The organism is Anaerococcus sp. Marseille-P3625, assembly GCF_900232825.1.
Taxonomy (GTDB): Bacteria; Bacillota; Clostridia; order Tissierellales; family Peptoniphilaceae; genus Anaerococcus.
Window position 1 is genome coordinate 583228 of record NZ_OCTP01000011.1, and the last position, 14607, is coordinate 597834.

9 protein-coding genes and 1 pseudogene are annotated in these 14607 nt (G+C 29.8%); all 10 read right to left on the reverse strand.

Annotated features, from left to right (window positions below):
- Positions 1-52: 52 nt before the first annotated feature.
- Positions 53-2266 (reverse strand): hypothetical protein, encoded by a 2214-nt coding sequence (locus CS884_RS08075; RefSeq protein WP_099321356.1) that lies wholly within the window; start codon positions 2264-2266, stop codon positions 53-55.
- Positions 2267-2301: 35 nt separating this feature from the next.
- Positions 2302-3264, reverse strand: a pseudogene (locus tag CS884_RS08080) (DNA cytosine methyltransferase).
- A complete protein-coding gene (locus CS884_RS08085) occupies positions 3257-4978 on the reverse strand; it encodes a DNA topoisomerase 3 (protein WP_099321357.1) in 1722 nt (573 codons plus the stop codon). The pseudogene CS884_RS08080 and the gene CS884_RS08085 overlap by 8 nt, the downstream one beginning before the upstream one ends.
- Positions 4979-5084: 106 nt before the next feature.
- Positions 5085-6515 (reverse strand): helix-turn-helix domain-containing protein, encoded by a 1431-nt coding sequence (locus CS884_RS08090; RefSeq protein ID WP_099321358.1) that lies wholly within the window; start codon positions 6513-6515, stop codon positions 5085-5087.
- A gap of 80 nt (positions 6516-6595) precedes the next feature.
- Complete coding sequence (locus CS884_RS08095) at positions 6596-7456, reverse strand: CD1107 family mobile element protein (protein WP_099321359.1); 861 nt, start codon at positions 7454-7456, stop codon at positions 6596-6598.
- Between the two features lie 14 nt (positions 7457-7470).
- Positions 7471-9054, reverse strand: a complete 1584-nt coding sequence (locus CS884_RS08100) for a stalk domain-containing protein (RefSeq protein WP_099321360.1) — start codon at positions 9052-9054, stop codon at positions 7471-7473.
- On the reverse strand, positions 9041-9280 hold the full coding sequence (locus CS884_RS08105) for a hypothetical protein (protein ID WP_001080402.1): 240 nt from the start codon (positions 9278-9280) through the stop codon (positions 9041-9043). Before CS884_RS08105 ends, CS884_RS08100 begins: the two co-directional genes overlap by 14 nt.
- Before the next feature lie 14 nt (positions 9281-9294).
- Positions 9295-11874: a C40 family peptidase gene (locus tag CS884_RS08110; protein ID WP_099321361.1), complete on the reverse strand. Its 2580-nt coding sequence runs from the start codon at positions 11872-11874 to the stop codon at positions 9295-9297.
- Between the two features lie 7 nt (positions 11875-11881).
- Positions 11882-14284, reverse strand: a complete 2403-nt coding sequence (locus CS884_RS08115) for a VirB4-like conjugal transfer ATPase, CD1110 family (RefSeq protein WP_374220161.1) — start codon at positions 14282-14284, stop codon at positions 11882-11884.
- Positions 14196-14606: a PrgI family protein gene (locus CS884_RS08120; protein WP_004827263.1), complete on the reverse strand. Its 411-nt coding sequence runs from the start codon at positions 14604-14606 to the stop codon at positions 14196-14198. Before CS884_RS08120 ends, CS884_RS08115 begins: the two co-directional genes overlap by 89 nt.
- Between the last annotated feature and the right edge of the window lies 1 nt (position 14607).

Below are 14607 nucleotides of genomic sequence, written 5' to 3' on the forward strand. Positions count from 1 at the left end.
GACGATAGATTTTAAATAATCTACCGTCTATAACGTAATATAATTAAATGACCTATATTAATTCTTTAAGTTTTTCATATAAGTTCAATAATTCGTTAATATCCATATCCATTATAGGCTCATACATAAAAGAGTTTATATGAATATTTTCTGGAGTCATTATATTAACTTCATTAACTATATTAATTTGTTCTTCATTCGCAATCTGCTTATATGCATCAAATAATACCCTGGTCATATTATTAGTTTTATCTACATGATTCAGAAATTCCGCTTTATCTCCTGTTTTCAAATTATTTTTCACTTTCCAATTTAGCATACCATTATAATTATTAATTTTATCTAACATTATTTCCTCAGCTTTAAGTCTACAAGCCATTGATAATAAAACTTTATGCTCGAGCAAATTTAAGTTACTACTTAAGTTTTCAGTAGTTTCATAAAGCTTTTCTATAACCAGATCATCCTCTTTAAACTCACTTGGTATATCAAATCTCCCTATATATTCTTTATATACTTTCCCTAAAGTTTTAAAATTAATAGTTCCTGAATTTTCTTTTTTGTGTAGTAAATTAGTTAATAGCTCATAATCGCTATCATAATAATTTGAATCATTAACAGATTTATCAAAACTATATTCAATTAGATTCCTAACAAATGGTATAAGTGCAAATAAAGAATATTTATCTGGTTTAGTTTTCCATGTTATAAAAGGTTGTTTTTGATATTTCTCTTCTATCAAATTTAAATCTTGTTTGTTTTCAACGATAAATCTAGATGTACGAGGTACATTGAGTCTAGAAGAAATTGTTCTATAAAAATCAAAATTATGAGATAAAATTATCATTCTAAAATTATCAATTGTTGCCATTTCATACAAATATTCTACAATAGCATACTTATTTTTATAATCAAAAGAATCTGCTATATCGTCTACTATAAATAGGACTTCATTGCTTTCTTTTTTTATTTTTTCTATGTCAAATATTATATTTAACAAATATAAAGATCTTTTCTCTCCTTGACTTAACACGTCTAATTTTTCTAAATTTGATCTATCTAAGCTTGCTTGATTTTCACCCTTTTCAAATATAAACTCCACACGTGGTAGGTTTTCTCCTATTATCGCTCCCTTTAAATTTGATATTTTCATCTTATATGGAACAGTGAACCTATCTTCAAATATTTCTAAAGAACGATTCCACAATGTATTGTCTATATTGAGATTTTTAATATTCTCCTCTAATTCTTTATATATCTCTAATAAATCATCAAAAGATTTCTTTTCTTTCTTTAAATATGAAGTCCATAATTCTTTTTTTAAATTATCTAAATTTTCTATTTTCAAAAACTCTATTAGTTCAGGATTGTTTTCTATTGTATCTCTTAATAATATGCCTTTTGTATCACTTAGTAACTTTTCTATCTGTTGAAATTCTGGAATATCTTTAATTTTCCCCTCTATTTCATATATTTTCTCTTGTAGTTCATCATTATTACCAATTACTATGCTATTATTTAAATTAAGTTTATTATCTCTTACAAAAAAATTATCTGAATCTAAATTTTTTGCAACATTCTTCAATTTTGGAAATGTGAATTGACCTTTTTCAAAAAAAGTATAACTACTGTATATAGTTTCAGCAGCTTCACAAAACTCTTTTATTTTATTTTGAAAACTACTGTCTTTTATTTTTTTAATTACACTATCATCAAAAATTGTAGAGTATTTAACATTAGGTAAATACGTTTTATTTTCAGCTTCACATAATTCTTTCAAGCTTAATAAAAAACTTTTTTCACTTAAATTCATGTCAGAAACTACTGTAGGCTCTAATTCATAAATTTTTCTTCCTTGTTGTGTTTTTTCAATTTTTAATCCTGAATATTGCACTAACTTTTTTAAAAAATTATTTTTTTGCTTTAATAAAGTTGTGATAGATTTTTTTGTTTTTTCGTCTACTAATAAATCCGCTACACTACTAGATTCATAATAATTCTCAAAGCTTTTTATTACAAACACTTGCTCTTTTCTTATATCTTGTCCATCTATGCTCACATTAACTTCTGCTTTTATATCGAATATTTCATCACGTATTTCGTCAGCTTTACCATCTTGAATTTTCTTAAAAGTTTTTGCAAAAGAAGTTTTCATCAATCCATTTTTTGCATATACTGTAATCACATTTGTATTTGTAAAATCAAATTCATGGTTAAACTCATCTATTCCATAACAATTCTTTAATTTACATTCTAGAATATCCATATCATATCCTCCTGTCTTTTATTTTATTATATCATTCACAATAATAAATTTGCACTAACATGCATTATTGAACTAATAATGCACATTAAAACATCAACCACAATAGAATTGCCGGCCTGCTTATATAGTTTGCTTGAAGTACAATTTTTTCTTCTTGGATGCACTTCCTCTAATTTGTCTATATCGCTATCATCAAAACCCATGAGTCTTAGGCATTCTCTTTCTGTTAAATACCTATACCTACCATTTCCAATATCTATTATTCCAGAATTAGGTACTCTCATCTGTTTTGTAGAAATAGTATATGAAAAATCTTTAATCACTTTTAGTCGACCTCTAAAACTATTATCTATGCCCTTATTTAAAAATTTCAGCATATAAGGTTGGGTCATTGTATAAAGTTCACTTACATCCTTTTCTAAAAATTCACTTAGTGGTCTAGTTTCTTTCCTCTCCAATTTATTAAAAGAAAAGTTATTTGCTCCAAGACATGAAACAACAAATATCCTTTCTCTTTTTTGAGGTATCCCAAAGTCCATTGCATTTAAGATTTCATATTTGCTTTCATATCCAAGATTTTCTAGCTCTTTTAGATAAATAAAAAAGGAGTCCCTCATATTTCTATCAAGGACTCCCTTTACATTTTCCCAAATTATTCATTTAGGTTTATCTTTCATTTCTTTTATTATTCTAATTGTTTCAAATAGTAAGCTTGATCTAGTTCCTGAGTTTTTTACTCCTCCTTGTTTTTTTCCTATTCTTGAAAAGTCTTGGCAAGGACTTCCATGCATAATTAAGTCTATCTTTTCATTAGGAACTTTATATCCTACTACTGATTTTGTTTTATAATCTTCTCCATAAAGTGCGTTGTATGATTTAACACAAGCCTTATCTATTTCTACATAATCAACTACTTCATAAGGTATCTTCAAATTAATAATAGCCTTTCTAATAGCACCTATGCCACCGAAAAGCTCTAATATCTTCACCTTATTCATTTAGATTATTCTTGTACCTATCTACAAGCTCCCTTATACTATCTTCTATTTCTCTTAAAAAGTCTTCTTTATCTACTTCGCCAGAGCTAATCTTTGCAAGTTTCATTTCCCATTCAGAAGTTGTTTCTGCCGACTTAAACTTATCCTCTACAATCGATACAAGTCTATTGCCTTTTTCTGTTACAAGTAAATTTTTCTTATCTCTTCTTATGAGATCCTTATGGATAAGATTTTCAATAATTCCTGCTCTTGTAGCTGGTGTTCCTAAGCCTTTCCTTTCTACTTCTATATCTTTATCCAGTGATTCAATCCCTGCATTCTCCATAGCCTTTAAAAGTGTATCTTCATTATAATGACTCGGAGCTTTGGTAAATTTCTCTGATATATTTTTAGAAGTTAGCTTAATTTTATCTCCAGTCTTTATATCTGGTAATTCATTTTCTTGTCTTTCCTTTCCATAAGTCTTTAGATATTTTGTATAACCTTCATCTATTACAGTCTTGCCACTTGCATTAAAGTTAAACTTGTCATATTCATATCTGATTTTTCTACTAGATTCCTTTAAGTTATCCGAACATGAAGCAAGTAATTTATCCTTAATTAGATTATAAATTTTACTTTCTTTTTCAGGTAAATCTTTAGTTTTTCCAATACCTGATATAGTAGGAATAATCGCATAGTGGTCTGTAACTTTAGAAGAATTAAAAATAGACTTAAAGTTTGATTCATTGATTTTAAAATCTTCTTCAAGTCCTTCTAATAATTCTTTCATAGTATTATCCATGTCATCGGTTAAATACCTGCTATCTGTTCTTGGATATGTGATTAGCTTCTTTTCATACAAGCCTTGTGCTAGATTTAAAGTGTCATTTGCTGAATATCCAAAATATTTATTTGCTTCTCTTTGTAAAGTAGTGAGATCATAAGGCTTATCTGGTTTTGTGCTTATATCTTTATCTTCTACCTCTGTAATAACTATTTCATCTTCTAGCAAGTTTAATAGTTGTTCTGCAACTTCAATTCTATCAATCCTATCTGATACAAGTTTCAATCCTTTATAAGATAGGTCAACTGTATAATATTTTTGCTTCTTAAATAGGTTTATTTCACTATCCCTCTTAGCTATTAAATATAGAGTTGGAGTTTGTACTCTACCAACTGAATATGTTTCCTTGTAAATGCAAGAATAAAGCCTACTTAAATTCATTCCTACCAGCCAATCTGCAATAGCTCTTGCACTTGCCGATCTATATAAGTCTTCAAAGTTTTCTCCATCTTTAAGATTTCTAAAGCCATCTTCAATAGCTTTGTTTTCCATTGAAGATATCCAAAGTCTTTGAATCTTCTTCTTACATTTAGCTTGATTATATACAAGCCTAAAAATAAGTTCTCCCTCTCTTCCAGCATCACAAGCATTTATAACTGTGTCGATGTTCTTATCGTTTAAAAGTTTCTTTAAAACTCCATATTGTTTTTTAGTGCTTTTAGATACTTCATAAATATATTCTTCTGGAATTATAGGAAGAGTGTCTATTGTCCATTTCTTCCATTTTTCATCAATCTTATCTGGACTTGCCATTTGAATTAAATGACCTACACACCATGAAACAATGTATCCATTCCCCTCATAATATCCGTTTTTTCTTGTTCTTGCTCCAATTACTTTTGCAATTGTAACCGCTACACTTGGCTTTTCTGCTATTACTAATTTCATTAATACCTCCATAAATAAAAAAAGAGCGAAAGATTTCTCTCTCGCTCAAAGTTTTTCTCCCGAATATCGTATTATTTTTGGGAGAATTCTATTTTCTTTTTTAACTTTATTTGTTTACTTTCCAATATCCATCTTTAGCACTGCCTATATACTCGATTGTTTTTTCATCTGTGAGAATTTTTAAATCTCTTTCTATCGTGCTTACAGACACTAATAATATATGAGATAATTCAATTGTTGTTATGTTTGAATTTTCTTTCATAAGTTTCACTATCTTATTTCGTCTACCTTTTGGTTTTAACTTTTTACCGTCATTTTGACCTTCATTTTCACCCTCATTTTGCCCCTCACTTTGACCGTCATTTTGAGTGACATTTTGGGTGTCATAATTTAAATTCTTTAAAATTGTAGTAAATGAAGATTCTGTTGACTTAAACTCTGGTTTTAATTCTTCTTTATAATTTTTTTCTGCTTCATAGGCTTCTATAATTTTTCTAAGTCCAGATCCTCTCCTTTCCATTAAATCCATCCTAGCAAATACATCCGCTATAATTGGGTTTCTTCTTATTGAAGATACGTTTAATGGATTTATATCTTGAATAAATGTACCATCATACATTCCTCCAGGAGAATATATTTCCAGTCTGTCATCATAGATATCAACATGGACTTCACTGCCAATTACTGAGTAATCCCTGTGGATTAATGCATTGACTAGAGCTTCTTGGACTGCCCTTTCTGGATATTCTGGATATTCTATCCTAAAGACTGGACCCTTCTTCCACATTTTTTTTGAATTTCTTTTTACAAAGTCTAAAGACGCTTTTAGCAGATAAATAATGTTGCCTTCAAATTCTATATCATCTAAGGCATCCATTCTCCCATTAGCTTTAGTTAGCCCATTCCATCTAGTACAAAATACTCTTGACTGATAAACTTGATAGTCATCTGCAAAGAGTGCTCCGGCTATGGTTAGATTTCCCTCATCATTTACAAGTCCGAAAGATTTTAAATCTTTTTCTTCAAAATTTTTTTCTGTCCTATTTTTATATTCTATGCTAAGCTCTTTAAATCTTACATCTTTTAATCTTTTCTTTGATTCTAGTGAGTCATAACTTATATGTTCTCCCTTTAAAGACAAATTAAAAAGATCAATTCGACTTGCAGGGACACTTTGATTTCCTATTCTTTTGTAGGCTGTTCTCGTTCCTCCATCTACTACAAAATATGGAGTGTTTTTCCCAGCAAATACACTTAAAATCAATATAACTTTTCCATCAATTTCCTTTATTTCCATATCAAATTCTGGATTCGGATCCATTTTAGTTTTGATGATTTCAGAAATATTTTCGGAAACCTCTTGATAGTCACTAAGTCCAAGAATTGTGTTATCTTCTTTTACTCCAAATATTAGCTTCCCACCTCTACCATTAGCAAAGGCTGACACAGATTTTAACCAAGACTTTGGTTTGTTCCTTTCTAATTTTTCTTTTTTGTCATATAGATTTGTTTCTCCAAGATAGTCTTTTAAGTTCAAAGTATCCCTCCTCTCTGGCAAACATTATACTTAATTATACCATATTTTTGTATTGTTTATTCGATGATAGGTATTGAGATTTATAATAGTTCATCATCTTCATCTAAAGATTCTTCATGGCTTTCTTCATTGTCAGATTCATCTTCTGACTCACTAATATAATCCTCATCATCTTCTTCAAAGTCTTCCAACATTCTATCTTCTTTTGCTTTGACTACTTTAAAATAATATCCTGCTCCTATAACTCCTCCAATTACAAGTGCAACAATTAGAAATGAACCTATTCCACTTTTCTTTTCTTCTTTTACTGGAACAACTGTAGGTTCTTCTTTTTTTACTTCCTCTTTCTTGGGTTCTTCAACCTTTATAGTATTTTTATCTTCTGATTCAATCATATTAAGTAGGTCTTGCTCTCCTACTTCTGTCAATAACCTTACATTATCTTGATTTGATGAATGATCTACTATTAGGTGCATAGTTTTTCCACTTTTAGTTTGAAATGTTAAAAATTGTCTTACATCTACTGGATTTTCTTTATCTTTTTCTGTATCTCCACTTGGCGTAATATCTTTTCCATTCCTATCTACATTTTCAATTACTGAACCTCTTGCCTTATTTTCTTGTGTCGCAAGATTATTTACTGCCTTTGTATTACCACCTTTTACAAGTGGTGTTTTCTTTGGAATATTAGTTGAAGGCTTATTTGCTTCACTTGTATTTCCTGGTATTCTTGGAACATCTTGATAAGGAATTTCTTCTTTTGATGGTGTAAAAACATCATCTTTCAACATTTTTTCAAATTCTTCTTTTTGTGGTTCATAGATTGATTCGTTTTGACTTTCAATCTGTCCTTCATTTGTCATAGCAAATGTAGTTGCTGGTACTGTAAATGTAAAAAGGAGTAACGCTATGGCTACTCCTCGTTTAATACTCTTATTCATTTTTCTATCCTTTCTTATTTTACATTTTTAAATACATAGACTGCTTTTCTAGCATTGTCCCATTCTATTGTTTGGTTTTTACCATCTTTAATATCTCCATGGCTTGCTCCAAAAGCTTTAGCAATATTTGAAATTGAAGCATGAATTCTTCCATTTATAATCACTGGCTTAACATCTGAATTGTAGACTTTTCCATCTGAATCTTTCATAACACCAGTATCAATATTTAGTCTTAATGTCTTTTTAGCTAAGATATTATTCTCTTTATTTGAGAAAATAGCTTCACGAGTAGAGTTGTCATACTCAACATTAAAACCTAGAGTATAAGCAATATATCTTACTGGAATCATAGTTCTTCCTTGATCCACATAAGTTTTTACATCCATATAGACTGTTGTCTTACCATCTTTATTGATAATGTTATAGAAGTTTTTGTCTACTTGGAAAACTGCAAATTCTTTTTCATCTTTAACTTGTTTTTTGCCTTGTTGTTCCTCTTGCTTTATCATCTTGTTAAGATCAAATTGATTTAGAATATTCTTGTCATCAGCTTTTAAAAGTTCGTCCCACTTTTTGTCTTGAGATTTCTCATCTTCTTTCTTCTCTTTGTTTTCTTTTTGGAGTTTTAGAAGTTCATCTAATTTCTTAGATAAGTCTTGATTTTGATTTTTATCTTTTTCATCTTTTGTTTGTTTTTCAAGTTCTTCTTTCGCTTTTTTATTTGCTTCCTCGATTAACTTCTTTGCTTCTTCAATTTTCTTATCTAACTCTTCTTTTAGCTTTTTAATTTCTTCTTCAGAAGCTTTGTGTTTTTCTTCTAGTTCTTTAATCTTCTCTTCTAATTCTTTTTTTGTATTTTCAGAAGATTCTTTTAAACTATCAATAGTCTTTTGAAGCTCTTCAATCTTCTTAAAGCATTCTGACTTAGAATTTTCTGTTTCTTTCTTTTTATTCTCTAATTCTTTTATCTTATTATCTTTTTCATCAAGAGCTTTTTCTAAGTCCTTTATTTTATTATCTTTATCCTCAATTTCTTTAGTCTTCTTTGCAAGTTCTCCTTCTAAAGACTCGAGTTTTTCTTGCATTTCTTTGATTTTATTTTCGTTTTTGTCGGTCTTTTCTTTTTCAGATTCTAACTCCCATTTTGTAGATGAATAATCTTCTTTTAGTTTTGCATTTTCATCTTGTAATCTTTTTAATTCATCTTTAAGCTGAGTAATTTCTGCTATTAGTTCATCATTATTAGAGTTTTTAAGATCCTCTATTTCTTTATTCAATTGAGCAATATTATTATCTTTATCTCTAATCTCTTCTTCTAGCTTAGCTTTTTCTTGTTTTAGTTTCTCTCCATTATCTTTGCAAGATTCTAACTTTTCCTTTAATTCATCTATCTTTGATTGGTCTTCTTGTTTCTTATCATTTAAGTCTTTGATCTGATTTTCTAAATCACTAATTTTACTTATAGAACTTTCTATCACTTTTTTACTACCATCTGTATCATCAGCTTTAGCTAGTACATTAGTAGTTGAAGTTGATGTTAAAACTAATAAAAGAGCCATAAAAAAGGCTCTTAGTCTGTTCGTGTTAAATTTCTTCATTATGAATGTTCTCCTTTTCTTTTAATTTTTCTTCTCTTTTTCTATCATTGATTTTCTCCATTAATTCTTCCAAGCTAATATTGTTCCTCCTAAGAGTTACAATTATTTCTTCATTTTCAACTTGTATTTCTTCATCGCAAATTTCCTTGTATTTTGCATTTAAATCTTTCAATTTCTCTTCTATTTTTTTCTTTTTGTTTCTAATACTTATAAGCTTCCTATTCACATAATATCTCCCTTCTATCTTGGTCTTCCAAAACCATAAAAGTGTGATTTCCAATATTTTGAATTTATTGATGTGTATTGAATTGGATCTCCCGCGTGAATCATCATTCCGTTACCTGTGTATATTCCTACGTGAGATATTGGTGTTCCACTGTTATATGTTGAGTGGAAAAATATAATATCTCCAGGTTGAGCTTCACTTGGACTTACTGGATTACAATAGTCTTTGTATATTCTCCATGCAGTTGTTCTTGGCATTCTCTTAACTCCTGACTTTGTAAATGACCAACATACAAAACCTGAACAATCAAAATTAGATGGTCCACTTGCTCCAAACACATATCTTTTGCCTATATGTTTTTCTGCTTCATTAAATAAGGCTTTGGCAGTAGCTGAATCAAAAGCAAGACCAGGATTTCCAAAGTTTGGATTATCTACTATTTCTCCTAAGTCCCCATTACCTGATCCAAAAACATCTCCCATATTTCCCTTAGCTTCAAGAAGAGCTTCATAATGAACTACATTGTCTGGATAATCTTTAAATATTTCCCTAACAACTTCATCCATTTCTCTTTTATTTAAAGTTACAATTAACCTCTTATATTCGTACTCTTCTTTTTCATAGCTAGTATAGGGATTACCACGACTATCATATCTAGTTCTTTCTACTGTTCTTGTTCTAATTTCGATTTCTTCCTTAAAATCAAGCTTATACATTTTATCGAAAAGCTCTTTTAAAATTCCTTTTACTTCAGATGCTGATTTTACTTCACCACATCTTGAAGTTATATAGGATAAAAGTTCATGGGTATTATGACCAATTTCTCCATCTTTATTTATAATATATTCGTCATATCCAGGATGACTTGTTTTTACACTTTCGATTTGTGATTGTAGGTCATACTCCATTGATGAAAATTCTTGATTAACTTCACTTAGAACTGTATCTTGTGATAGGTATGTTGTTGTCATTACTGAGTTAACAGAGTTACTTAATCCACTCATACCAACACTTCCACCACCAATCATGATTGATAGCATAAGACCTAGTCCTATTACTAGAAATAGAACCATCTTACTTTTTCTTACGATTAGCTCTTTAGAAGCCTTACCTAAACTTAAAATAGCTTTTTTAACTCTATCTACCAGTCTTGTTTCGTGCTTTTTAGCTATCATGCTTTTCATTTGTTTTCTTTGGTAAAACTTCTTAAATCTATTTTTCTTTATATAGGAGTCTGACTTTTTTAAATCTTCCAAGCCACTTTTAAACTCCAACTTGCTTTTTCTATTTCTTATTTTCTTATCAAGTGTAGATAGCTTTTTTAATGACTTTTTCTTTTTGTCTAACTTATACTTCCTTATTCCATGCTGAAGTTTAGAGCTTACATTAGCGGCCTTTTCTCCAGATTCTACACCAGTATTATCAGATCCTGAACTTAAATAATCTCTCACTAACTCTGATGACTTAGCTCCAGATAATAAAACCCCAGAAGATAGACTTCCTTTAGTTTTATTCTTTAAAATATTATCCTTTAGCTTGCTTTTAGACTTTTCAAGCTCTCCAATCTTTTTATCTGATATAAAGTCTTTAACATCTTGTGCCTTCTTAGAATCTTTCGGTGTAACTTTCTTAGATTCATTTTTTAAGTCATCGATTTTCTTTCGAGTAAATTTATCACTTTCATAATTTTTTCTCTTGTAGTAAGTCTTCTTTTTATTAACTTTCTTTTGTTCTGAAGGTTTAAGGCTTGTTTCTTTTTCATCTTTTATAAATTCTTGATTATTGTCTTTAAACTCAGGATTATCAAAAGTTTTATCTGTATCAACTTCGTTTAGCTTATTTTCTTTATCTTTTTCTTTAGAAATTTTCTCCTTATCTCTAAACTTCTTTTCTTGATAAAGTTTCTGTTTTCGCTTTTTATCGATATTAGCATTACTGTCGTTCTTGCTCACTTCATCTTTAACAAGCTTATCTTTTCTATATATTCTCTTGCTTTTCTCTGCTTCGATAGGTTTATCTTCACTTGTCTGGATTCGCTTAGACTCTTTCTCGTTGATTTTGTCTTGGAATTTATCCTTACTATGGATAAGTTTATCCTCATAATTTTTAAGAACTTTTCTTTTACTTGATGCCTTCTTATTGCTTATTGGTTGAGCGTTAGCTGAAATATCATCTGTTGTTAGTTTATTAGAATTAATATTTCTACTATTTTCACTATCAAAATTTACCTTTTTGAAGTCTACATCTAAGTCTTCATCAAGTTTAAAGCTTTCATCTGCCCTTATTTCAAGATTAGATTGTTTTGTTTCTTTGGTCTTATCCTTATTATCTAAAACTTCTTTTCTAATTCTTTCCTTGTTTTTAGCCTTCTGAAAGTCTTTTAGTTTATCTTGTTTATGATCCTTAGATAATACATTCTCATGGATAAGTTTAGATTCTTTTTCTGATATTTTATCTCCGAACCTATCCTTAGTTTTAATAATCTTATTGGTATAATCATCTGAATGAACAAGTTTACTATCAATATTCTTTTCAGGAGCGTCCCTATTTCGTATAATTTTCTTTTGAAAATCTTTTTTTAGTTTTTTATCCATATCACACCTACTTAGCTTCTTCTGGTTTAGTTGTCATTAGCTTATATAGCATGGTGTCTTTAGGGAATTTATCAATAAATGGAACAATAGTATTTCCAAAGAATAAGAGTCCCTCACCTGCGTTTGAATTAGTAATATAGTTTAACTGATAAGGCGATATTTTTAATTTCTTAGCAAGAATATCTCTATCTCCAGATGCTTGATTTAACATTAGAACAAAGTCTGTATTGTCAAAGATATTTTCAATTTCCTGACTTGTTAAAAGGTCTTTTACGTTTTGAGTTATGCCTGTTGGAATACCACCCCATTTTCTAAATCTTTTCCAGATTTCTACTGAATATGAAGCAGTTTGTGGATCTTTTAATAAAAGGTGGAACTCATCTATATAGTATCTTGTAGACTTACTTCCTCTATTTAGGGAAACCTTGTTCCAAACCTGGTCTTGAATTACAAGCATACCTATCTTTTTAAGTTGTGTTCCTAGCTCTTTTATATCAAAGCAGAGCAATTGTCTATTTAGGTCAACATTTGACCTATTATTAAATACATTAAGACTTCCTTTAACATAAATTTCCATTTCTGTTGCGAGTTTTCTGCCAACTCCCTCTTCTTGAGATAGGAGCATATCGTATAAATCTCCTAATATCGGCATATTTTCTGGTTTTGGGTCTTCAAAATATTTTTGGTATATCTTTGGTAAGCACCTATCTATAACTGATTTTTCTGCAGCAGTAAGACCAGATCCTCCTACCACAAGTTCAAGCATAGACATTATGAAGTTTGCCTTATCCTTTAAAGGTGCATCCCCATCTCCATAGTTCATATTTATATCAAGTGGATTTAGATAGTCCTTTGACTTTGCTGAAACTTTAATAACTTCTCCATTAAATTGTTTTACAAGGTTTGAATACTCGCCTTCAGGATCACAAATAATTACATCATCGTCTGTTACAAGAATTGCATTTGCCATCTCTCTCTTTGCCGAGAAAGATTTACCAGAACCTGGTGTTCCTAATATTAATCCGTTAGGGTTCTTGAGTTTCTTCCTATCTGCCATAATTAAGTTTTGGCTAAGGGCATTTAAGCCATAGTACAAAGAATTTGCTGAATCAATAAATAGCTCTTCTGTTGTAAAAGGCATAAATACTGCCGTTGATGATGAAGTTAAAAATCTTTTTATCTCGACTTGGTTAACTCCTAGAGGTAAGACAGAAACAAGTCCTTGCTCTTGCTGATGAGATAATCTTTTCACCTGACAATTATGTCTGTTAGCAATTGATGAGATTTGAGCAATAGTATTTTCTAATTTTTGATTAGTCCTAGCAAAATTCATCATTACTATGGTAACTACAAAGAGCCTTTCATCTCTATTTTGTAAGTCAGATAACATGGACTTAACATCCGCACCAAAAGTATTTATATCTGATGGAATAATATCCATATCATATCCTGCTCGAACTGCTTTCTTTTGTTCTTCAATTTTCATTCTATCCAGGTCTGTATTTTTTCTCTTAATGAGTTTAATGGCTTCTGCTTGTTCAACTACATCTATATGAAAAGCTACATAAATATTGTCATCAATATCTAAAAACTCAGATAACATTCTGTCTGATAACTCACTTGCAAGTATTTGAAAATGGCTTACTGCTCCAATATATTTACCAAATTTAAAATTATTTACTGGTGCAAAATTAAAGATATTGGGAGTTATATGTGACTTTGTAGACTCTTTCTTCTTCAAATCTTTATATGAAAAATAAAAGTTTTTGTCTGGATTTAACATATCGTGAACAAGTCTTAGCCTTTCTTCACCATCAAGGCTTTCTGCTCTTACTCCCATAGATTTAAAGTTAGATAAAATATCTACTTCAAGTCTATTTAACTTTGCTCTTGCTTGCTCTAGGTTATCTGCTTCTGTGGTAAAAGTTATATACTTCATCTTTTTAAGTCCGTTATTGCCCTTTGCAAGTTGAAGCTTTAACATCTCCCTAAACTCTTTTCTTACATCGTCATAGAAGTCTCCCTTATCAGCAATTTTAATTGCATCTTGTAGGTCTTTATTTCTTCCTAATTGATTTACATATGAAAGTTCAATGTGGACACTTGGATCAAAAGAATTTAAAAAGTTGGCAAATTGGTTAAAGATTAAATCTCTATCTTCTTCCAATGCCAACTGGTAATTTATATCTTGAAATGAAATCGTCTTTGAATAATTTTTTTCATCTAACTGGCAAATGCCCTCTGGTAACATTCTTATATATGGAATTGTATCCTCAACAGTAAATCTCTTTTTCTCTTTCTTTAAAAGTACACTTAGAAGACTATTTGTTGGATCTTTCTTTGTTTTTAGCTTTCTTACTTCCTTTCGGTCTTTTTTTAATTGTTTTTCCCTTAGATTTAAGTCGCTGATTTGCTTTTTTCTTTGCTTCAAGGTATGCCTCCTTTCTTATTCTCTTAGTTGGTTGATAAAACTTATGAAGATAGAAAAATTTAAAATATTTTTCAAAAGTTAAGGTGTCTTTTTCATATAAGGTTATAAAAAAGATTGGCAGGGTTACTATTAGCATTACAATGATTGAAACATCATTAGGTAGATATTTCTTCATAAATAAATAGGTTGGTATTCCAATTAGTCCTGCCACAGAAAAACCTATAAGTTGTCTTTTGGTTAAGTTAAAGGCAACCTTTGTTTTAATCTTGTCCAAATCTTTTGGTATTGGTACATATGCCATT

Coding starts and splice junctions, on each gene's coding strand:
- CS884_RS08120 (WP_004827263.1), bottom strand. CDS start 14,606: ATGGCATATGTACCAATACCAAAAGATTTGGACAAGATTAAAACAAAG.
- CS884_RS08075 (WP_099321356.1), bottom strand. CDS start 2,266: ATGGATATTCTAGAATGTAAATTAAAGAATTGTTATGGAATAGATGAG.
- CS884_RS08110 (WP_099321361.1), bottom strand. CDS start 11,874: ATGGATAAAAAACTAAAAAAAGATTTTCAAAAGAAAATTATACGAAAT.
- CS884_RS08095 (WP_099321359.1), bottom strand. CDS start 7,456: ATGAATAAGAGTATTAAACGAGGAGTAGCCATAGCGTTACTCCTTTTT.
- CS884_RS08085 (WP_099321357.1), bottom strand. CDS start 4,978: ATGAAATTAGTAATAGCAGAAAAGCCAAGTGTAGCGGTTACAATTGCA.
- CS884_RS08100 (WP_099321360.1), bottom strand. CDS start 9,054: ATGAAGAAATTTAACACGAACAGACTAAGAGCCTTTTTTATGGCTCTT.